Consider the following 20,795-nt stretch of genomic DNA (forward strand, 5'->3'; position numbering starts at 1 on the left):
CGCAGTACAAGCTTTGAGGAGGCCTCCGCGTGTGGGGCGCGGGACGGCCCGTGTTCGAGAGGTGAGACCCGTGACCCCCGTGAAGGGTTGCACGGTCGCTCACACATTTCTTATGTGGCCTGCGTCACACATGTGGAGACGCCGTGGAGGTCCGCGCCGATGCCGGCGAAGGAGCCTGCGGACGGTCGGGCCGCAGGGGGATGGTCGGGCCGCAGGGCCTTCGTCCCGGCTCGCGGGACCCGGCTGCCGGAGCCGGGTCCCGCGAGCCGGGTGAGGGGCGACCCGCTCCGGCGGGTCAGATCCTGCCGCGGCACAGCTCCAGCAGGGTCATCGCGAGGGTGGTGCCCGGCTTGCCCAGCGCGTCCCTGTAGTGGCTGAGGACCTCCATCTCGCGGGAGAGGTTCACGCGCCGGCCGCCGGAGGTGATCCGGGCCTGCTGGATGACGGCGGAGACGGCCATCCGTTCCTGGACCAGGCCGATGATCCGGTCGTCGAGCGCGTCGATGCGCTCCCGGGCGTTCGTGATCACGTCCGCGGCCTCGTCGGTGCGGGCGCCGGTCCTCTCGGTGGCGGGGACGGCGGCGGGGGCGTGGGGCGCGGGGGAGTCGTGGACGGCGGTGGTCGCGGCGGTGGTCATGTCGGGGGCTCCTCGTCGGGTGGGAGGTGCCCCGGGGCGGCAGGACCCGGAAGACGCCAGACGCCCCGGGCCTTGTCGGCCCGGGGCGCCTGGGAAGTCGCTTGTCAGATGATCAAGCAGCACGACCATGGCAGCCGGCGGGCCGGGTGCCATAGGTAAAGAAGAAGGTCGTCCGCGTGAACATGCGGCCCAGTATGCCGCGCCGCGAGGTGACGTCCAACACGGCTCGCATCATGAGACGCGCTCCGGGCCGGGGGAACCGCCCCGTCGCGCGGACGGGGTGGTCCCTCGCGGGCGAGGGACCACGAGCGGCCGGGACGGCCGGCACGGCCGTCTCGGTAGACTCGGTGAGCACAAGGACCCGCCCCAACCGCCGGAAGGCACCCCGTGTCATCAGCGACCCCCGTTGCCGCCGCCCCCGACACCGTGCTGGTCGTCGACTTCGGTGCGCAGTACGCCCAGCTCATCGCCCGTCGCGTCCGCGAGGCCCGGGTCTACAGCGAGATCGTGCCGAGCACCACGCCGGTCGACGAGATCCTCGCGCGGAACCCGGCGGCGATCATCCTCTCCGGCGGGCCCTCCTCGGTGTACGAGGACGGCGCCCCGACCATGGACCGTGCCCTGTTCGAGGCCGGTGTCCCCGTCTTCGGCATGTGCTACGGCTTCCAGCTCATGGCGCAGGCCCTCGGCGGCACCGTCGACAACACCGGCGCGCGCGAGTACGGCCGTACCGCCCTGACGGTCTCCAAGCCCTCCTCCACCCTCTTCGAGGGCACCCCGGGCGAGCAGTCCGTGTGGATGTCCCACGGCGACGCCTGCTCCGCCGCCCCCGACGGCTTCACCGTCTCGGCCTCCACGGACGTCGTGCCCGTGGCCGCCTTCGAGAACGACGACAAGAAGCTCTACGGCGTCCAGTACCACCCCGAGGTCATGCACTCCACGCACGGCCAGCAGGTGCTGGAGCACTTCCTCTACCGCGGCGCCGGGCTCACCCCCTCCTGGACCACCGGCAACGTGATCGAGGAGCAGGTCGCCGCCATCCGCGAGCAGGTCGGGGACAAGCGCGCGATCTGCGGCCTGTCCGGCGGCGTGGACTCCGCCGTCGCCGCGGCCCTGGTGCAGAAGGCCATCGGCCCCCAGCTGACCTGCGTCTACGTCGACCACGGTCTGATGCGCAAGGACGAGACCGAGCAGGTCGAGAAGGACTTCGTCGCGGCCACCGGCGTCCAGCTGAAGGTCGTCGACGCCCAGGAGCGCTTCCTCACCGCCCTCAAGGGGGTCACGGACCCCGAGGAGAAGCGGAAGATCATCGGCCGCGAGTTCATCCGCGTCTTCGAGCAGGCCCAGGCGGAGATCATCGCGGACGAGGGTCCCGCGGTGGAGTTCCTGGTCCAGGGCACGCTCTACCCGGACGTCGTCGAGTCCGGGGGCGGCACCGGCGCCGCGAACATCAAGTCCCACCACAACGTGGGCGGCCTCCCCGAGGACCTCGACTTCAAGCTGATCGAGCCGCTGCGCAAGCTGTTCAAGGACGAGGTCCGCATGGTCGGGCAGGAGCTCGGCCTGCCGGACGAGATCGTCCACCGCCAGCCCTTCCCCGGCCCCGGCCTCGGCATCCGCATCGTCGGCGAGGTCACCGAGGAGCGCCTGGACCTGCTACGCGAGGCCGACGCCATCGCCCGCGAGGAGCTGACGGCCGCCGGCCTCGACCGCGACATCTGGCAGTGCCCGGTGGTCCTGCTCGCGGACGTCCGCAGCGTCGGCGTCCAGGGCGACGGCCGCACCTACGGCCACCCGATCGTCCTGCGTCCGGTCTCCTCCGAGGACGCGATGACGGCCGACTGGTCGCGTCTGCCGTACGACGTCCTCGCGAAGATCTCGACCCGGATCACGAACGAGGTCCGGGACGTCAACCGGGTCGTCCTCGACGTGACCAGCAAGCCGCCGGGGACCATCGAGTGGGAGTGAGCCGCCCGGCTCACCTGCGGCGGAGAGTGCGCACCGGCTCTCCGGGCCGCCAGATGCGGAGGACCAGGTGCGTGTCGTCCTCGACACAGGTCCGTACGACCTCCGTCAGCTCGGTGCGGAAGAGGTGGAACGGCTGCGGCGGTTCCACCTCTTCCACGTACGCCCCCTTCACCCGCGGATCGTCGACCTCGACCGCGCGCCCGCCGATGCGCACGTCGCCGCCCTCCATGCCGGTGCCCGCCCCCGGGTTCGCCTGGAGCGCGAACCGGGGGTCGCGGCGCAGGTCCAGCGCCTTGAGCGAGTCCGGCATCATGCCGAGCCACAGCTCGCCGTGGAGGAACCGCACCTCGAGGCCCGTGGTGCGGGGCGAGCCGTCGCGGCGCAGGGTCGCGAGCACATGGTGCCGGTAGGCCGCGAAGCGCTTCTCGACGGTGGCGGCCAGGCCGGGTTCCGCGGCGGCGAAGGCCGCCCAGTTGGTTGCCATACGGCGAGTCTCGCGGCAATACCCGACATCGCCTGTCGGGTATGCCTGTCGGGTATGCGCACGCTCGGCCGGGTCCGGGGTCGAGCCTGCCGCATCTTTACGGAACAGTTCTGTCCTACCGCCCGCACCCGGGGTACTTTCCCGCCCGTGAACCAACCCAGCGCCGAAGGCCCCCTGCACCGGCCCACCCCGCCCCCGCCCCTGCCCACCGACCGGCTCCGGTTCGCGATGCCGCCGAGGCACGAGTCGGTCGAGGACGAACGCCGTCACCGCAAGGAACGGCTCGCGGGCGCGCTGCGGCTGTTCGGGCGGCAGGGTCTCGAGGACGGTGTGTCCGGACACATCACCGCCCGGGACCCCGAGTTCAGCGATTGCTTCTGGGTGAACCCCTTCGGGATGCCGTTCCGGCACGTCACCGTCAGCGACCTGGTGCTCGCCAACCAGGACGGCCAGGTCATCGAGGGCCGCTACCACGTCAACCAGGCCGCCTTCACCGTGCACGCCCAGGTGCACGCCGCCCGCCCGGACGTCGTCGCGGTCGCCCACTGCCACGCCGTGCACGGACGCGCCTTCTCCTCCCTCGGTGAACTGCTCGACCCGATCACCCAGGAGAGCTGCGCCTTCTACGAGGACCACGCGCTCTACGACAGCTATTCGGGCGTCGCCGTCGACGCCGGGGAGGGCCGCCGGATCGCCGCCGCGCTCGGCTACCGCAAGGCGCTCGTGCTGCGCAACCACGGGCTGCTGACGGTGGGCGACTCGGTCGACGCGGCCGCCTGGTGGTTTCTGTCGATGGAGCGCTCCTGCCAGGTGCAGCTCGCCGCGCGGGCCGCCGGCCGGCCGATGCTGATCGAGCACAGGCTGGCGGTGGCGACCCGGGAGCAGCTGGGCGGGGACCTCGTGGCGTGGATCAACTACCAGCCGCTGTGGCAGGAGATCAGCCGCAGCGAGCCGGACCTGCTGGACTGAGGCCGGCCGGGGGCGGGCCCTGCCGAGGTGCTCCCGGCGGGGATCGGTGGGCGGGCCCACGCCGGGGTGCTTCCGGCGGGGTCAACACGGTGACCCGGCCGTCACCCGCGCTGACCGGGCCGGGGCGATGCGGGTCAGGTGGTGTAGGGCACAATTCGCTGTCGTCGCGGGGGAGTTGTCTGACGGTCCGGGTGGTGGGTCCGAGCCGTCGTGTGACGGTCCGGAGGGTGGAACCGGGCGGTCGTGTGGCGGTCCGGGTGAGGGATCCGGACCTGGTGTGAGTCGTGGATCCGGCCCGTGGTCCGGGCCGGGCTCCGGGTCGTGGGGAAGGCGGGCGTCGGACGTGGCGGTGCAGGAAGCGAGAGGCGGCACGGGGGGCGGCGGCTCCCACAAGGGGGGCTGCGCCTGCGGGGACTGCCCGCACGGGGCGCGTGAGGGGCACCGCCGCGCGGTCGCCGCGTTCCTGCTCAAGCGGGACGAGTTCGCCGCCGGACAGGGCCTGCCTGCGGCCGTGGCCCATTCGGCGTCCGCCTCCCGGCAGTGGGTCTCCGAGGAGCTGACCCAGTCCGCGGAACTCGTCGCCGAACGCCGCCGTGCCGAGGGCGGGGCCTGGCTCGCGCGGTTGTGGCGCCGGACCGCGTGCGCGGTGTGGGCGGTGGTCGTGCTGCTGCTCCTCGCGCAGGCGCTGACCGCCGTCGGGGCGGGGTGGACCGCGGCGCGCACCGCCGGGCTCCTGGCGGCGCTGGTGACGGCCGGCGCGCTGACGGCGGCCTCGTGGTTCCACCGGGACCGCGGTGGAGCGCTGGCACCCGTCATCGGCGAGGACAACCGGCTGTCCACATCGCGTGCGGTGGCGGCGGCGTGGGTGCTGTTCGTCGCGTACGCGGTGCTCGTCCTGGCGGGCCGGCTGGCGGCGGCCTCCGACCACGCGGAGCGCGACGCGCTGATCTCCGGGCTGGAACTCGCCCGCGGCGCCGGGGTCGTGACCGTGCTCGCCGTGGTCTGCGCCGTCGCGGTGCTGGTACGGCGGGTGGTCGGACTGCGGGTGCTGGGGCAGCGGCTGCAGAAGGTACGGGCGGACCGGCCGCGGGCGGCCGACCTCCTGACCGACGACGCCGGCCGGGGCACGTTCGCCGACATCCAGTACGTCGTGATCAGCGCCGTGGCGGTCGTGTTCGCGGCCGTGCGGCTGGCCCGCCGGCCTGACCAACTGCCGGACCTGCCGTGGGGACTGGCGGTGGTCGTGCTGGTGTCCGCTGCGACGTACCTGGCCGGCAAGTACGCCGAGGGTGGCCGGCCGGTGATCCTCTCGGTGGTGCGGGCGCGGGAGGCGGGGGACCTGGACGGGCCGATCCGCACGGGCGACGACATCGAGATCCGCGGCGCGGGGTTCGTCCCGCCCGGGGCGCAGAGCGCCGACCGGCTGTCGCGGATGGTGGTGCGCATCGGCGCGGTCAACGTGCGCGTGCCGCTGGTGCCGGTGACCGGCGGCTTCAGCAACCCGGTCGACGCGGTGCTGACGGTGCCGGTTCCGGCGGATGTGGAACCGGGGCGGGTGCTGGTGCAGGTGGTCACCGCGGCGGGCGTGGAGACCAACGGCTACAGCATCGATGTGACGGAGTGACGGAGTGGCGGAGTGACGGAGTGACGGAGCGACAGACTGACGGTCGCGCTGATTACCCCCTGCCTCAGGCGTGTGTGCGCCGGGTGGCTCTCAGCAGGGGCGAACTGGTGGCGAAGTCGGTAGAAAGGGTTCGTCGGGATTGAGTGGGCTCGGACGTTCGTCCGTATGTGCTGTTGAGGGACGAACGGCTCGCGGTGAGAGGCGGCTGGCGGCGATGACTTATGGCGTTCGTATGGACACGCACACCTCGCAGCAGGAGCGGGGCGGAGACTGGCGGGACATCGCGACCCGCCACGCGCTCCTGCCCCTGCGGATCTTCCTGGGCGTGACCTTCGTCTACGCCGGTCTGGACAAACTCACCGACAGCGCGTTCCTCAAGAGCGCCGGCTCCGGATCGATCGGTGATCTGATGCGCTCGGTGCGGGACTCCTCCGCCATCCCCGCCCTCGTCGACCTCTCCCTGAAGAACCCGGTCGGCTTCGCCTACGCCATCGCGCTCGGTGAGCTGGCCGTCGGCATCGGCGTCCTGCTGGGCCTGTTCGGCCGCATCGCCGCGCTGGGCGGGGCGCTGATCTCCCTGAGCCTGTGGCTGACCGTCAGCTGGGCGTCGACCCCGTACTACTACGGCAACGACCTCGCCTACCTGATGGCCTGGCTGCCCCTCGTCCTGGCCGGCACGCCGCTGCTCTCCCTGGACGCCATGCTGCGCGCACGCCGGCGACGAGTGCACGGATACCTGTAGGTCACCCCGTCCCGTCCGTCCCCGGTGCGCCGGCGGGCGGACGGGACGCTCGCGTCCGGCGCCTGCGTACGGCACCGTTGACGACCGCCGCCGCGCCCGCCAGGCAGAGGCCGCCCACGACGAGCGGGATCACCGCGAACCAAGGGGTCTCCCAGGCACCTCGGGCGTCCCCGGCGTAGGCGACGCCCGCCGCGGTGAGGAAGAGGCCGGCGACCAGCTTCCCCGGCTGGAACTCATGACGCAGCACGGCTCACCTCCGCCTGTCCCGCTCCGACCCGCAGGTCGAGCTCGATGGTGCCGCCGGCCCCGGCGCCCGGTGCGGGGGGTAGCGTCACCTGCCGGTACTTGCCCGGTGCCACGTCCACGTCCCGCGCCCGGTCACCCGGCAGCCGGATGTCACCGACGCTGACGTCGATGGTGGCCTTCACCGTCACTCCCGGCGGCAGGATCACCCGCAGCCGTCCCAGCCCCACGCGCGCCCTGGTGGCCACCGCCCGGTCCCTGGCCACGGTTATTCGGGTCAGGTCCAGGGTGCCGTTCCCGGTGCCGAGGGTGTACGTGGGTGCCACCGCGGTCGCCGCGGCGGGTCTCCACGTCCTGTCGGTCCAGTGTGTGCTGACGTCCCCGGGCAGGGCCGCCGAGCCGGCGAGCAGACCCGCCGTGACGATCGCCAGCAGCACCGAGCCGGCGCCTGTACGTCCCAGGAAGGCGCTCAGGGCTATGCCGACTCCGAGGACGACGAGCGCGCAGGACAGTCCGGTCTGCAAGCTGGTGCCGAGCGTGTGGTCGTGCCAGGTGCCGCCCGTGCCGAGGGTGCCTGCGGCCAGGGCGAGCAGGAAGATCCAGCCGCCCGTCCAGCGCGCGCCGCGTCGCCGGGGCGGTCCGGGGCTGGGGGCGCTCGGGCCCTCGCGGCCGGTTCCGTACGCGCCGCGGCCGATGGTGACCGCCGCCGCGATGTCCCGGTCGCGCGGGTCCGCGGGGCCCCACAGGTAGCCCGTGCCACCGTCGTGGGTGCCGTCCTTGACGATCGGGTCCCGCCACCAGGAGGGGTAGGCCGCGGGGACCGGCGGCGCCTGGGCCTCCGGCGGCGCGTCGGCGACGGCCTGCGCGGCCAGGGGATCGGGGTCGGGCGCCCCACGGTGCCGGGACCAGTACCCGGCACCCGCGAGCAGCAGGGACAGGACGGCGCCGAAGGTCAGCACGCCGGCGTTGCGCAGCATCGACAGGAACACTCCGCAGCCGACCAGCGCGAACAGCACGCCCGCCAGCGCCTGGCCGTCGACGCGGCCCGTGAGGAGCTTGCGCACCTCGTTCTCGTCCTCGTCGTCGTACGTCACGAAGAGCCAGGCGAAGCCGTAGAAGATGAGGCCGATGCCGCCGGTCGCGGCGAGCACGGCCAGTGTGATCCGGAAGATCACCGGGTCCATGTCGCACTGCCGCCCGAGCCCCGCGCACACCCCGGCGATCATCCGGTGCCGCCGGTCACGCCGGAAGCGCCAGGCGGGTGCCGCCGCTTCCGGATCCGGTCCGGCGGCGGCCTCCGCACCCGTCCGCGCGTCGCCGGCGGTCCTCGACCCCGTGCCGCCGGGCGCGGCGTCCGCCGGTGTCCCCGGCGCCTCCGTCGACCCCGCCATGTCCGCCTCCCCGGTCCGGCGGGCCCCGCCGGCCGGGCCCCGCTGTCCGCTCGTCCCCCGCGCGCCCGCTTCCTCGGGTGCACGCGGCTCCGCACTTCCACCCGCACCCGCACCCGCACCGTCCGCCCCGCCCGCGCCGGGCGCCCGGTCCTCCGCACCGTCCGCCCGGTCCGCGCCGGAGCCCGGGCCGGGTCCCGGGCCCGTCGGCGAGTGCTGGTGATCCGTCATGCCTCCATGGTGACGGGCGCACCGCCGGGGCGGCAGCCGGGACGACCCTGGCCGAACCCTGATATCGCCCCGGAGCCCGGCCCGGGATGTGTTCGACGGCCCGCCGACGAATCCCGGAGCCGGCCGCGGACCGCGCACCACCGGGACCCGGCGGCCGGGGCGTCCGGACCGTGTCGTGGGAGATCAGGGGAGTCTCCGGGGCCGACCCTGATGCCCCCGAACCCGCAGCCGTGTGACCATCGACGGCATGCCGGAAGCCGCAGCCCTGCCCCTCGACGACCCGCGGCCGCCGCGCAAGCTCTACCGCAGCAGCGACGGCCGCTGGCTCGGCGGGGTGGCGCGGGGCCTCGCCGGGCACCTCGGGCTGCCGGTGGTCTGGGTGCGGCTCGTGTTCGCCGGCCTGTTCATGGCCGACGGCCTCGGCGCGCTGCTGTACGCGGCCTTCTGGTTCTTCGTGCCGCTCGGCGTGGGCGGCGTCGGCGGTCAGCGGCCCCCGTCCCTGGTCACCGCGGAGACCTCGCCGGACGGCCGGCGCCGGATCGTCGCGCGCAAGCCGGACAAGGGGCAGATCGTCGCCCTGCTGCTCATGGTCGTCGTGGCCATGGTCTTCGTCAGCAGCGTCAACCTCGGCAGCGGCGCCAAGGCCTACCTCCTGCCCGCCGTCCTCGTCGGCGCGGGCGTCGCCCTCGTCTGGCGGCAGGCGGACAACGCCCGCCGGGCCCGCTGGGCCGAGGTGGGCCGCCGCCGCCGTACGCTCGTGCTGGTCCGTTCCGGCGCCGGAGTCCTGCTGGTCACCGCCGGGGTCTCCGGCATGTTCGTCCTGCAGGGCTCCGCCGCCCACCTCGGCGCGGTCCTGCAGGCCGCTCTCGCGGTCCTCGTCGGTATCACGCTCCTCGTCGGTCCGTACCTGGTGCGCATGACCCAGGACCTCTCCGAGGAGCGGCTGATGCGCATCCGCGCCCAGGAGCGCGCGGAGGTCGCCGCCCATGTGCACGACTCGGTGCTGCACACCCTCACCCTCATCCAGCGCAACGCGGAGAACGCGGGCGAGGTGCGCCGGCTCGCCCGCGCCCAGGAGCGCGACCTGCGGGCCTGGCTCTACAAGCCCGAGGGCACCGGCAAGGACGAGGCCGACGAACCGGCCACGCTCGCCGACGCGGTCCGGCGCAACGCCGCGGAGGTCGAGGACAAGCACGGTGTGCCGATCGAGGTCGTCGTGGTCGGCGACTGCCCGCTCGACGACCGGATCGGCGCCCAGATGCAGGCCGCGCGGGAAGCCATGGTGAACGCCGCCAAGTACGGTGGCGACGGCGGCGCGGTGGCGGTCTTCGCCGAAGTCGACGGCAGGACGGTCTTCGTGTCCGTGCGGGACCGCGGACCCGGCTTCGACCCCGACTCCATACCGGCCGACCGCATGGGCGTCAGAGAATCGATCATCGGCCGCATGGAGCGCAACGGCGGTACGGCCCGGCTGCGCGCCGTGCCGGGCGGCGGCACGGAGGTCGAACTGGAGATGGAGAGGGCGGAGAACACGTCATGAGCGACCCGACCGAGACGAACGGTACGGCGGCGGGACCGGCACAGGAGGCCGGGGCGGCCGACGGCGGTGCGGGCGGGAGACACGTGCGCGTGGTCCTCGTCGACGACCACCGCATGTTCCGAACGGGCGTCCAGGCCGAGATCGGCCGGACCGAGCAGACCGGTGTGGAGGTCGTCGGTGAGGCCGCCGACGTCGACCAGGCGGTCGCGGTCATCACCGCGACCCGACCCGAGGTGGTCCTCCTCGACGTCCACCTCCCCGGCGGCGGAGGGGTGGAAGTGCTGCGGCGCTGCGCCGCGTTGACGGCGGACCCGGAGCGGCCCGTCCGCTTCCTCGCGCTGTCCGTCTCCGACGCGGCCGAGGACGTGATCGGTGTGATCCGCGGCGGTGCGCGGGGGTACGTGACCAAGACGATCACGGGCGCGGACCTGATCGACTCGGTGTTCCGCGTCCAGGAGGGCGACGCCGTCTTCTCGCCCCGTCTCGCCGGCTTCGTCCTGGACGCGTTCGCCTCGACCGACGCCCCGCCGGTCGACGAGGACCTGGACCGCCTCACCCAGCGCGAACGCGAGGTCCTCCGGCTCATCGCCCGTGGCTACGCGTACAAGGAGATCGCCAAGCAGCTGTTCATCTCGGTGAAGACGGTCGAGTCCCACGTGTCGGCGGTCCTGCGGAAACTGCAGCTGTCCAACCGGCACGAGCTGACCCGGTGGGCCACGGCGCGCCGGCTGGTCTGACGCCCACCGGTCCGCGCCGGCCGGTCCGCGCGCCACTGGGCGGGCCGGCTGCTCCGTGCGGTCCGGAAGCCTTGCGTCGTGCTTCCGCCCAGCCCTCACACCACCCGCGTGGCCCCCGAGAACGGCATCTCGTCGATCGCGGCCACACGGACCGGCGCCGAGGGGTTCGGAGCGTGGATCATGCGGCCGCCACCGACGTAGATGCCCACGTGACTGACGCCGGAGTAGAAGAACACCAGGTCGCCGGGCAGCAGGTCGGACCGGGAGACGCGGCGGCCCGCGCCGATCTGCGCGTAGGTCGTGCGGGGCAGCGAGACCCCGGCCGCGCGGTAGGCCGCCTGGACCAGCCCCGAACAGTCGAAGGCGTCCGGCCCGGTCGCGCCCCAGACGTAGGGGCTGCCGAGTTGTCGGTACGCGTAGGCGACGGCCGTCGCGGCACGGGAGCTGGGCGCCTGCGCCGATCCCGGGGCGCCGAGTCCCTCGCGTGCGCCGCCCGCCGCGCGTGACGAACGGTCCGGGCCGTCGGCCGCGCCGATCGCCGCGCGCTGCCCGTCGGAGAGCCTGGCCAGCAGCCGTCGGGCCTCGCTCAGCTTGCCGGTGACGGTCCCCTTGTACCGCTCGCGTTCGGCCTGCCGTGACCGGAGCGACGCCAACTCGACGCGTGCCGCCCCGCGCAGCCGCTCGATCTCCCGCAGCCGACCGCGCACGCGCGCCACGGCGGCCGCCCGGCGGTCGCCCGCCCGCTCGGCGAGCGCGGCACCGTCCAGGTACCGCCCGGGATCGTCCGACAGCATGAGACGGAGCGTGGGATCGAGGCCGCCCTCCCGGTACTGTGCCGCCGCCACCGAACCGAGAGCGTCCCGCGCCGAGTTGAGTTCCTGCGCCGCGCGTGCCGCCCGGTCCCGCAGCGTCCTCAGCCGCCGCTCGGCGGCGTCCGCCGACTCCTTCGCCCCGTTGTACTTCTCGGTGGCGACCTCCGCCTCCCGGTAGAGCTCGTCCACCCTCGCCCTCACCCGCTCCGGCGTCGGCTGCGGATCGGCGTGCCCGGTTCCGTCGAAGCCGGCCGCGGTGGCCGCGCCCGCGAGGGCGATCGTGACCGCCGTACGGGCCGTGCTGCCGCTCAGCGAGCGCCGGTGGGGCCTGCGGTGCGCTGCCACGTGGAGCGTCACGTCCCTTCTCACGACCGCGCGAGGGCGGTATGCGCGTCCGGCGGCGGCCCGCACAGGGGGAGCAGGGCCGCCGCCGGACCTTTCGGCGGTGGCGTCCGGCTGCCGCCCTGCCCGGACGGTGGTGGGGAGCCGGTCACCTGGGGCAGGACGCTAAACCTGGGCGTGTGCGGCCGGTGACAGGTTGTACGGAAGTGACGTCCGGGGACCGGCCGTTGACCGTAAGCGACCGCGAGCACGGGCCGGCGGTTCCGTCTTGACGGGGGTGATGACCGATGCCGGCGTGCGCGGGGCGTCGACGACCGGTGAGGTGCTATGGGCCGGACGAAGGCGGCGCGGCGGGGCCGCGTAGGCTCCCGGGCCATGGACGTACTCATCCATCTCTTCGTCGGTCTGCACATCGTCGGCATCGCCGCGCTCCTCGGTGGTTTCCTCACCCAGGTGAAGGCGATGGGCCAGGGCACCGCCCGCTTCGTGCCGGGGATGCTGCACGGTGCCCTGACCATGCTGGTCACCGGCGTGATCCTGGTCGGCCTCAACCAGGCCGACGACCAGCACGTCAACAACATCAAGATCGGCGTGAAGCTGGCGCTGCTGATCGTGATCATGGGCCTGGTCTACGTGAAGCGGGACGAGGAGAGGGTGAGCAAGGGCATGTTCGGGCTGGTCGGGCTGCTGACCACGGCGAACGTCTTCATCGCGGTGCTCTGGACCTGACCGGCCCGTTCGGCGCGCGCCGGTCCTCGGGACCGGCGACGCGCTTCCGGTCCCGCCCGCCGTGCGCGTGCCGGATCGGTGCCCGGTTCGGTGCCGGGCGGGAGGCCACCGGATCAGCCGGAGGCGCCCCCGGGGCGCGGGGGGACGCCCTCGGTCAGGCCGGGCGCACCACGCTGTGGATCGCCGACTCGCCGTCGTAGTAGACGGACTCCTCGCGCACATAGGCGCCGGGCTTGGGGGCGTGGATCATCATGCCGTCGCCGATGTAGACGCCGACGTGGCTGATGTCGTCGTAGAAGAAGACCAGGTCTCCGGGCCGGGCCTGGGAGAGCGGCACCGTCGTGCCCGCGTCGACCTGGTCGTAGGTGGTGCGCGGCAGGGTGACGCCGGCGGCCTTCCAGGCGGCCTGGGTGAGCCCGGAGCAGTCGTAGGAGCCCGGCCCCGTCGCGCCCCAGACGTACGGCTTGCCGATCTGGTCGCGGGCGAAGGCGAGGGCCTTGTCGGCCTTGGTGGCGGACGAGAGGTCCGACGTCGGGGAACCTGCCCCTCCCGAGGGGCTCGCGGACGGCCCCGCCGCAGGCCCCGAGGTGCCGGCGTCCTGTCGCGCGGCCTGGTCCGCCGTACGGGCCGCCTGCTGCCGCGCCAGCTCCGCGGCCCTACGGGCGGCCTCCTGCTGCCGCTGCTCCTCGAGGGCCGCCAGCCGCGCCTTCTCCTGGGCGCTCAGCGTGGCCAGCAGCTCGCGCGCGTCCGCGAGCTTCCTCTGGACAGTGGTCTTGGCCGTCCTGATGTCGTCCTGCGACTCGGTCAGCGTCTCCAGGCTGCGGGTGGCCTCCCGCCGCTTCTCCATGGTCGCCGACTGCTCGGTGACGTAGTCGTCCACCATGCTCTTCTGACGTTCGGTCAGCCGGCTCATCAGCTGCGCCTGGTCGAAGTAGTCCTGGGGCGTGTCGGCGAGCAGGAAGGTGGCGGTGTCGGGCGCGGAGGCACCGGTGCGGTACTGGGCGGCGGCGAACGATCCCAGCCGCTCACGCGCCCTGTTGAGCCGTTCGGTGCGCTTGGCCACGTCGTCGAGGAGGGTGGTGACGCGCTTGCGCTGCTTGCCGGTCCTCTCCTTGGCGGCGTTGTACTTCTCGGTCGCCGACTCGGCCTGGCGGTACAGGTCGTCGACCTTCTTCTCGACTTCTTCGATGCTGGGCCTGTCGTCGTCGGCGGGGGCGGCGTTGGCCGACTGGGAGAGCAGGGCCACGGAGGTGAGGGCGGCGGTGGCCAGCGCGGGGGTGCGTATGCCTGCCACGCCCGTACCCGTGGGGCGCGTCTTGCGGTGCGACGCCAAGGGAGGCGACTCCTTCCATCGTCCGCCTACCGGGTTAGCTGTCGGGTTCGGGCGGGTGGTTCGGAAGGGTTGCCCTACGGTCCGTACTCGCGGGGAGGTCCGGACCGATTCACCCCGGGGTTCGGTGTGGGTCCCCGGCTCCGGCTCCCATGGCGGCGAGGCCGGACTCGGCGGAGGCCGCACGGCCCGGCGACGTTCGCCGGAGAGGGTCGTACGGTCCGACGGCACGCTAGCCAACTGGTGTGGCTGTTGTGAAGGTTGATGTGCGATATGCCCGATACATTTCCGTGACCTGGGGCGGGTCTGCCGTTCCTGTGAGCGTGCGGCTCCGCTCCGTGAGGAGATCTTCCGGTCGCCGCCGGGAGCGTGGGGGAGCGGTCGCCGACCGATCGTGGACGGTCGTTCACCGAGCGAAGCAGACCACAGCCGGTCATGACCGGTCGCGGACGGTTGCCGGCCGGGCGGATCGGGCGATGTTTCAGGGCGGCGGCCGGTTGTCGGTGCGGCGCCCTAGACTCGTAGAGCGATGAGCAGCCTCTTTGACGACAGCTTCCTGGCCGACCTCCAGGCTCCGCGGGGCCACGAGGGGGAGCCCCCACCGCCCGACGACGAGCACGCTCCGGAACCGGTTCCGGACGATCTGTTCGGGGGGAAGTTCGACGTGCCGCCGGACCGGTGGGGCGCCTCCGGCTCCGGCGGGGGCGAGAGTGCGGGAGGGTACTACCGCGACGGCGCCCCGCGCCCGGTCGTGGACGCCGCCGCGCTCCTGCGGGGGCTCAACGACAACCAGCGTGCCGCGGTCGTGCACGCCGGCTCGCCCCTGCTCATCGTGGCCGGCGCCGGCTCCGGCAAGACCCGTGTGCTCACGCACCGCATCGCCCACCTGCTCGGCGAGCGGGGCGTCCACCCCGGCCAGATCCTCGCGATCACCTTCACGAACAAGGCCGCGGGGGAGATGAAGGAGCGCGTCGAGCAGCTCGTCGGCCCGCGCGCGAGCGCGATGTGGGTGATGACCTTCCACAGCGCATGCGTCCGCATCCTGCGCAGGGAGTCGAAGAAGCTCGGCTTCACCTCGTCCTTCTCGATCTACGACGCCGCCGACTCCAAGCGCCTGATGGCCCTGGTCTGCCGCGATCTCGACCTGGACCCCAAGCGCTACCCGCCGAAGTCGTTCAGCGCCAAGATCAGCAACCTCAAGAACGAACTGATCGACGAGGAGGACTTCGCCGCCCAGGCCACCGACGGCTTCGAGAAGACCCTCGCCCAGGCCTACGCCCTGTACCAGTCGCGGCTGCGTGAGGCGAACGCCCTCGACTTCGACGACCTGATCATGACGACGGTCAACCTGCTGCGCGCCTTCCCGGACGTCGCCGGGCACTACCGCCGCCGTTTCCGTCATGTACTCGTCGACGAGTACCAGGACACGAACCACGCCCAGTACGCCCTCGTACGGGAACTCGTCGGCACCTCCGAGCACCCCGTGGACGTACCGCCGGGCGAGGACGACGTCCCGCCGGCCGAGCTGTGCGTGGTGGGTGACGCCGACCAGTCGATCTACGCCTTCCGCGGCGCGACCATCCGCAACATCCTCCAGTTCGAGGAGGACTACCCGGACGCCACGACCATCCTGCTGGAGCAGAACTACCGCTCGACGCAGACGATCCTGTCCGCCGCCAACGCGGTCATCGAGCGCAACGAGTCCCGGCGCCCGAAGAACCTGTGGACCAATGCGGGCGCCGGTGCCCGCATCACCGGGTACGTCGCGGACACCGAGCACGACGAGGCCCAGTTCGTCGCCGAGGAGATAGACCGCCTGACCGACGCGGGCGACGCCAAGGCAGGCGACGTCGCCGTCTTCTACCGGACCAACGCCCAGTCCCGTGTGTTCGAAGAGGTGTTCATCCGCGTCGGCCTGCCCTACAAGGTCGTCGGCGGAGTCCGCTTCTACGAGCGCAAGGAGGTCCGGGACGTCCTGGCCTACCTGCGGGTGCTGGCCAACCCCGAGGACTCGGTGCCGCTGCGCCGCATCCTCAACGTGCCCAAGCGGGGCATCGGGGACCGCGCCGAGGCGATGATCGACGCACTCGCCCAGCGCGAGAAGATCAGTTTCCCGCAGGCCCTGCGCCGCGTCGACGAGGCGTACGGCATGGCGGCCCGCTCCACGAACGCGGTCAAGCGGTTCAACACGCTGATGGAGGAGCTGCGCACGGTCGTCGAGTCGGGCGCCGGCCCCGCCACGGTCCTGGAGGCGGTCCTCGAACGCACCGGCTACCTGGCCGAGTTGCAGGCGTCCACCGATCCGCAGGACGAGACCCGCATCGAGAACCTGCAGGAACTCGCGGCCGTCGCGATGGAGTTCGAGCAGGAGCGGGGCGAGGGCGAACCGGGCACACTGGCCGACTTCCTGGAGCAGGTCGCGCTGGTCGCCGACTCCGACCAGATCCCCGACGAGGAGGACGGCGACGGCGTCATCACGCTGATGACCCTGCACACCGCCAAGGGCCTCGAGTTCCCCGTCGTGTTCCTCACCGGCATGGAGGACGGCGTCTTCCCGCACATGCGCGCCCTCGGCCAGACCAAGGAACTGGAGGAGGAGCGACGGCTGGCGTACGTCGGCATCACCCGCGCCCGCGAACGGCTCTACCTGACCCGCTCGACGATGCGCAGCGCGTGGGGCCAGCCGTCGTACAACCCGCCCTCCCGCTTCCTGGAGGAGATCCCGGCGGCGCACGTGGACTGGAAGCGGACGGGCGGCTCGTCGGCGATGTCCTCCGGTCCGGCGTCCGCGGTGGCGGCTTCGCTGTCGTCGTCCCGTTCGCGTTCGTCGGCGTCCGGCGCCTCCGGCTTCGCCACGCGCCGCACCGCGGACAAGCCGGTGGTGTCCCTGGCCGTGGGCGACCGGGTCACCCACGACCAGTTCGGACTCGGCACCGTCGTCGCGGTCAAGGGCACCGGCGCCAACGCGGAGGCGACGATCGACTTCGGCGACACCAAGCCGAAGCGGCTGCTGCTGCGGTACGCGCCGGTGGAGAAGCTGTAGTCCCAGGGGGCAGAGGGAGGGGCCCCGACCGGTCGGGGCCCCTCCGATACGTCGATACGTCGGAATGCCGGAGCGCCGGACCGCCTGAACGCCGAGGCGCCGTCAGTTGGGGTTGAGGTCGTGGCTGCGCAGCCACGGCAGCGGATCGATCGCCGAACCGCCGCCCGGCCGCACCTCGAAGTGGAGGTGGGGGCCGGTCGAGTTGCCGGAGTTGCCGGAGTACGCGATCGGCTCACCGGCCTTGACCTGCGTGCCGGAGGGTACCCGGTAACTGGAGAGGTGGCAGTACCACGTCTCCGTGCCGTCCTTCGCGGTCAGGATCAGCATGTTGCCGTACGCGCTGTTCCACTGGGTCCGAACCGTGCCGTCGGTCGCGGCCATGACCGTCGTCCCGTACGACACGGGGAAGTCGATACCCGTGTGCAGCGACATCCAGTTCACGCCGGCCTGGCCGTAGTAGGCACTCAGCCCGTGCTGCGCGACCGGCAGGGCGAACTTCGGACGCAGCCGCTCCTTGCGCGCCGCCTCCTCCGCCGCCTTCTTCTTCTCGAGTTCCTGCTGCGCCTTGAGGTCGATGCGCTCCTGGGTGCGGCTGGCCCGGTCGGCGAAGTCGTCGGCGCCGGCGGACAGGCTCTGCAATTGGGTGTCGAGCTTGATGTTGGCCGCGGACGGCTGCACGGCGTGCGCCTCGGACGCGGTCGTCGAGGTGTCCTTGCCGTCGTCGGTGAAGGTGCCGACCGAGGCGGCGGCGATCCCGGCGACCCCCATCACGCAGGCCGAGGGCACGGCCACCGTCAGCAGCGCGGAGCGCCTGGCCGGGGGGCGTCGGCGGGAACGGGCCGCGCCGCGGGTCGCGGCACGTGAGGGTGACGCGGCGAGCGGAGTGATCTCTTCCTGGTCGTCGAGCAGCGGCGCGTCGGCGGGCAGCTCGCCGGTCCAGGCGGACTGGTCGTCCAGGTGCCCCTCGTCGTACGGGTCCGTCCCGTAGTCGCCGGCTGTGGCGGAGTCCGTCAGCTGCTCGAAGGCGGCGGTGGCCTGCTGGTCGAAGGCGGCGGTGGCCTGCTGGTCGAAGGGCTCAGCCCGCTGCTCGTACTCGTCGTGGGTCCGGGGCGCGGCGCCCGATCCGTCGCCGTCGGTGTTCCACTGGGTCGCGTCGTAGGCGCCGGTGTCGACGGCATGCGTGCCCCAGTCCCACTGCTGGGTGCCGTCCTCGGCGGAGCCGGGCGCGTCGGGCCGGAGCCAGGCGTCGGCGTCCCACTGGCCGGTCGCGTCGACGGGTCCGCTCTGGTGCGGGATGGCGGCCAGGTGCTGGTAGCCGCTCGTCCAGCCGGTGGTGTCGTACGCCCCGGTGTCGTAGGCGGCGTGGTGCTGGGCCGCGTAGGGGTCGTAGGCCGGGGCCTGCCGGCCGCCCGTGGTCCAGTGGGCGGAGTCGTAGGTGCCGGTTGCCTGGCCGTCTACGGGGAAGTCGCCGAAGAGAGGGTCGGTCGCGAAGTTCGCCGTGGCGTGCGTGCCGGTGTGGAATCTGGTGGCGTCCGTGGAACCGTAGGGGGTGAAGTCGCCGTACGAGGCCTCCTGTACGCCGTACGACGCATAGGGCGTCGAGGCCGTATCGGAGGCCGGAGCCGGGGTGGTCGCGGTCCCCGACGGGTGACGGTCGTTCACCAACTTCTCTTTCGCCTCGACAACAGGGGCTGGCAGAGCAGTGCGGCGACTGTACCCGGCAGTACGCGGGCGCGACAATCTTCCACAGGTTTCCCTGGCGCTGGAAACGGGCATTCGGCCTTGTTTCGGCGGGGCCGACACACGGCTTTGGCTTTGTGTTCGAGGTATGTTCGAACTCGGTTGGGCGCGCATTCGGCGAGTGCGCCATGGCGGACGAGCGTGGGACGGCCCGAGCTCCCGGACCGCGCGCCCGGCGACGAGTGCCTGAGCGCCTGCGGTCTCAGGGCGCTGTCACGCCACGGTCAGACCACCCGCGCGTCCGGCGCTCCCGTCACCCGGCCGTACGGTGTCGAGGGCCTGCCGTATACCGGCCGCGACGGCGGGATGCAGGGGCAGCGCCAGGTGGCCGATGCCGCTCACCCGCACGTTCTCCACGCTCAGGTCGGGGTGGTCGATGCAGGCCGCGTCGAGCGGGTCCATCACGTGGTCGAGGTCGCTCCAGAAGCTCACGAAGTGCGTACGGCACCCGGGCGCGGGGCCGGCCAGCTCCTTGATCAGCTCAGAGTTGGGCCGCATCTGGCGCACGATCGGGTGCGCGTTCGCCAGTGGCGCGACCCGGGTGCCGGCATGCGGAGTGCCCAGGGTGACGAGGGTGCGCACCCGCAGGTCACCGCCGAGCCGCTGCACGTAGTAGCGGGCGATCAGCCCGCCCAGGCTGTGCCCGACCACGTCGACGCGCCTGCTGCCGGTGCGCTCGCAGATCTCCTCGATGTGCCGGCCGAGCAGCTCGGCCGCGGTGCGGATGTCGCACGTCAGGGGGGAGTAGTTCAGGGACTCGACCCGGTGCCTGCCGTGCTGGGCGAGGTTGCGGCGCAGCAGGACGAACACCGAGCGGTTGTCGATGAAGCCGTGCAGCAGCACGACGGGCGGTTTGGTCTGCGTGGGCAGTTTCGTCGTGCCGTCCGGCGCGGGCAGGGGGGAGGCGGCCCCGCGGCGCTCCTGGACGATGCCCGAGGGATACAGGAGGACGTGGCCCGCGAGGATGGCGCACTCCAGGGCGGTCGCCTTCAGGAGGGACAGCGAGAGCCCGGCGAGCTTGATCGGCAGCAGGCGTTGGCAGAACGGGACAAGCGGCTCTGCGACCTTGGTGACCTTCATGGCCGACCTCCTGTCGGCACACGGCAGGGCGGCGGTGCCCCCCGTGTGCCCTCGCGGGCGGACGCGGCGAAGGCGGAGGGCGCGATGTGCGAGGGGTGTGCGGAGCGGGTCCGGCGTGTGCCGTGGGGGACGCCGACGCGGTGGCGGGGCGGTTGCCTGCCCATGCACCGAGGGGGTTCCCCGTTGTCGTGCCGTATCTGCCCTGCGTGCCCTTCGTACTCTCGCCGATGCGTCGTACCACCGGTGCGTACGGCCTGCGGCGCGGTGGTGCGACGGCCTCCTCGCGGCCGTCCTGGCGCTTGTTCCCGCCGTGGTCCCCGTGCCGCGGAAGAGTGCGACGTGGGGGCCGCGGCAGTGCGGAACGCTGCGCGGCTTCCATGTCCTCCTTGCTCGCAGAGCCCGGAGGAGTGTCCCACTGTGTGATTTGCCCTACGGTTCACACCGCGAAACTGCCGGGTGCGGGATGCTGTCGATAACGTTCGTTCACTTCCCCGGACGCCGTGGTGCGGGGCGTCCGTACCGCAGGGGCGCATTCGGTGCGGTGAGCGAGGCGATGGCGGGACCGTGCGACGTGCCCGGCATGCTGGACGCGCTCGACCTGTGCGGTACTTGTCGGTACGGATGGAAGTAGTCGCTTCATGGAGGCAGTGATGGGTGTGGCAGCCGGTCCTATCCGCGTGGTGGTGGCCAAGCCGGGGCTCGACGGCCACGATCGGGGCGCCAAGGTGATCGCGCGGGCCCTGCGCGACGCCGGTATGGAGGTCATCTACACCGGGCTCCACCAGACCCCGGAGCAGATCGTCGACACCGCGATCCAGGAGGACGCCGACGCGATCGGCCTGTCGATTCTCTCCGGCGCGCACAACACGCTCTTCGCCGCCGTCATCGACCTGCTCAAGCAGCGCGACGCCGAGGACATCGTCGTCTTCGGCGGCGGGATCATCCCGGAGGCGGACATCGCGCCGCTGAAGGAGAAGGGCGTCGCGGAGATCTTCACCCCCGGCGCGACCACCCAGTCGATCGTCGACTGGGTCAGGGCGAACGTCCGTCAGCCGGCTCAGGCCTAGTGCCGCGGCAGGCAACGTTCGCCCCGTCGCGACGCCCGGCACGCCCTCTCGCCGCACCGGCCGGAAGCCCGAGTACATCCAGTACGAGG

General features: G+C 72.6%; 17 protein-coding genes and 1 riboswitch. Of the genes, 9 read left to right on the top strand and 8 right to left on the bottom strand.

The window, feature by feature from the left end:
• Window positions 1-295: 295 nt before the first annotated feature.
• A complete protein-coding gene (locus ACWDNY_RS14035; RefSeq protein ID WP_451645979.1) occupies window positions 296-637 on the bottom strand; it encodes a chorismate mutase in 342 nt (113 codons plus the stop codon).
• A gap of 387 nt (window positions 638-1,024) precedes the next feature.
• Here ACWDNY_RS14035 and guaA point away from each other — a divergent pair, with 387 nt between their 5' ends.
• Window positions 1,025-2,605, top strand: coding sequence for a glutamine-hydrolyzing GMP synthase (guaA, locus tag ACWDNY_RS14040; protein WP_451645980.1), 1,581 nt, complete (start codon window positions 1,025-1,027; stop codon window positions 2,603-2,605).
• Window positions 2,606-2,615: 10 nt separating this feature from the next.
• Here the strand turns inward: guaA and ACWDNY_RS14045 are convergent, their stop codons facing one another.
• A complete protein-coding gene (locus ACWDNY_RS14045; RefSeq protein ID WP_451645981.1) occupies window positions 2,616-3,089 on the bottom strand; it encodes a pyridoxamine 5'-phosphate oxidase family protein in 474 nt (157 codons plus the stop codon).
• 174 nt (window positions 3,090-3,263) lie between these two features.
• On the opposite strand from ACWDNY_RS14045, the gene ACWDNY_RS14050 reads away from it, so the two are divergent.
• The 3 genes from ACWDNY_RS14050 to ACWDNY_RS14060 all read left to right on the top strand — a co-directional run bounded on the left by ACWDNY_RS14050 (window position 3,264) and on the right by ACWDNY_RS14060 (window position 6,424).
• Window positions 3,264-4,058, top strand: coding sequence for a class II aldolase/adducin family protein (locus tag ACWDNY_RS14050; RefSeq protein ID WP_451645997.1), 795 nt, complete (start codon window positions 3,264-3,266; stop codon window positions 4,056-4,058).
• A 343-nt stretch (window positions 4,059-4,401) separates the two neighbouring features.
• A complete protein-coding gene (locus ACWDNY_RS14055) occupies window positions 4,402-5,682 on the top strand; it encodes a hypothetical protein (protein ID WP_451645982.1) in 1,281 nt (426 codons plus the stop codon).
• A 214-nt stretch (window positions 5,683-5,896) separates the two neighbouring features.
• Window positions 5,897-6,424 (top strand): DoxX family protein, encoded by a 528-nt coding sequence (locus tag ACWDNY_RS14060; protein ID WP_451645983.1) that lies wholly within the window; start codon window positions 5,897-5,899, stop codon window positions 6,422-6,424.
• A gap of 1 nt (window position 6,425) precedes the next feature.
• On the opposite strand, the gene ACWDNY_RS14065 is transcribed toward ACWDNY_RS14060, so the two are convergent.
• Together ACWDNY_RS14065 and ACWDNY_RS14070 are read right to left on the bottom strand one after the other, a co-directional pair.
• Entirely contained in the window at window positions 6,426-6,671 is a 246-nt protein-coding gene (locus ACWDNY_RS14065) for a hypothetical protein (protein ID WP_451645984.1), read from the bottom strand.
• Window positions 6,658-8,286 carry a PspC domain-containing protein gene (locus ACWDNY_RS14070; protein WP_451645985.1) on the bottom strand — a complete coding sequence of 543 codons (1,629 nt, stop codon included), beginning with the start codon at window positions 8,284-8,286 and terminating at the stop codon, window positions 6,658-6,660. Before ACWDNY_RS14070 ends, ACWDNY_RS14065 begins: the two co-directional genes overlap by 14 nt.
• Before the next feature lie 247 nt (window positions 8,287-8,533).
• Between ACWDNY_RS14070 and ACWDNY_RS14075 the strand changes: the two genes are divergently transcribed.
• Window positions 8,534-9,826: an ATP-binding protein gene (locus tag ACWDNY_RS14075; RefSeq protein WP_451645986.1), complete on the top strand. Its 1,293-nt coding sequence runs from the start codon at window positions 8,534-8,536 to the stop codon at window positions 9,824-9,826.
• Window positions 9,823-10,563, top strand: a complete 741-nt coding sequence (locus ACWDNY_RS14080) for a LuxR C-terminal-related transcriptional regulator (RefSeq protein ID WP_451645987.1) — start codon at window positions 9,823-9,825, stop codon at window positions 10,561-10,563. Before ACWDNY_RS14075 ends, ACWDNY_RS14080 begins: the two co-directional genes overlap by 4 nt.
• Before the next feature lie 95 nt (window positions 10,564-10,658).
• Here ACWDNY_RS14080 and ACWDNY_RS14085 read toward each other — a convergent pair whose 3' ends face one another.
• Window positions 10,659-11,720 (bottom strand): NlpC/P60 family protein, encoded by a 1,062-nt coding sequence (locus ACWDNY_RS14085; RefSeq protein ID WP_451645998.1) that lies wholly within the window; start codon window positions 11,718-11,720, stop codon window positions 10,659-10,661.
• A 372-nt stretch (window positions 11,721-12,092) separates the two neighbouring features.
• Between ACWDNY_RS14085 and ACWDNY_RS14090 the strand changes: the two genes are divergently transcribed.
• Window positions 12,093-12,446: a hypothetical protein gene (locus ACWDNY_RS14090; protein WP_451645988.1), complete on the top strand. Its 354-nt coding sequence runs from the start codon at window positions 12,093-12,095 to the stop codon at window positions 12,444-12,446.
• Window positions 12,447-12,600: 154 nt separating this feature from the next.
• Here ACWDNY_RS14090 and ACWDNY_RS14095 read toward each other — a convergent pair whose 3' ends face one another.
• Window positions 12,601-13,779: an NlpC/P60 family protein gene (locus ACWDNY_RS14095; protein ID WP_451645989.1), complete on the bottom strand. Its 1,179-nt coding sequence runs from the start codon at window positions 13,777-13,779 to the stop codon at window positions 12,601-12,603.
• 8 nt (window positions 13,780-13,787) lie between these two features.
• Window positions 13,788-13,962, bottom strand: a riboswitch (cyclic di-AMP (ydaO/yuaA leader).
• A gap of 343 nt (window positions 13,963-14,305) precedes the next feature.
• Between ACWDNY_RS14095 and pcrA the strand changes: the two genes are divergently transcribed.
• A complete protein-coding gene (gene pcrA / locus ACWDNY_RS14100) occupies window positions 14,306-16,819 on the top strand; it encodes a DNA helicase PcrA (protein ID WP_451645990.1) in 2,514 nt (837 codons plus the stop codon).
• Window positions 16,820-16,921: 102 nt separating this feature from the next.
• Here the strand turns inward: pcrA and ACWDNY_RS14105 are convergent, their stop codons facing one another.
• Window positions 16,922-18,481 carry a M23 family metallopeptidase gene (locus ACWDNY_RS14105; RefSeq protein ID WP_451645991.1) on the bottom strand — a complete coding sequence of 520 codons (1,560 nt, stop codon included), beginning with the start codon at window positions 18,479-18,481 and terminating at the stop codon, window positions 16,922-16,924.
• 291 nt (window positions 18,482-18,772) lie between these two features.
• Window positions 18,773-19,639, bottom strand: coding sequence for a lipase family alpha/beta hydrolase (locus tag ACWDNY_RS14110; RefSeq protein ID WP_451645992.1), 867 nt, complete (start codon window positions 19,637-19,639; stop codon window positions 18,773-18,775).
• A 650-nt stretch (window positions 19,640-20,289) separates the two neighbouring features.
• Here ACWDNY_RS14110 and ACWDNY_RS14115 point away from each other — a divergent pair.
• On the top strand, window positions 20,290-20,706 hold the full coding sequence (locus tag ACWDNY_RS14115; protein ID WP_361500515.1) for a cobalamin B12-binding domain-containing protein: 417 nt from the start codon (window positions 20,290-20,292) through the stop codon (window positions 20,704-20,706).
• Window positions 20,707-20,795 lie beyond the last annotated feature (89 nt).

The sequence above is a fragment of the Streptomyces sp. NPDC003697 genome (genome assembly GCF_053587115.1).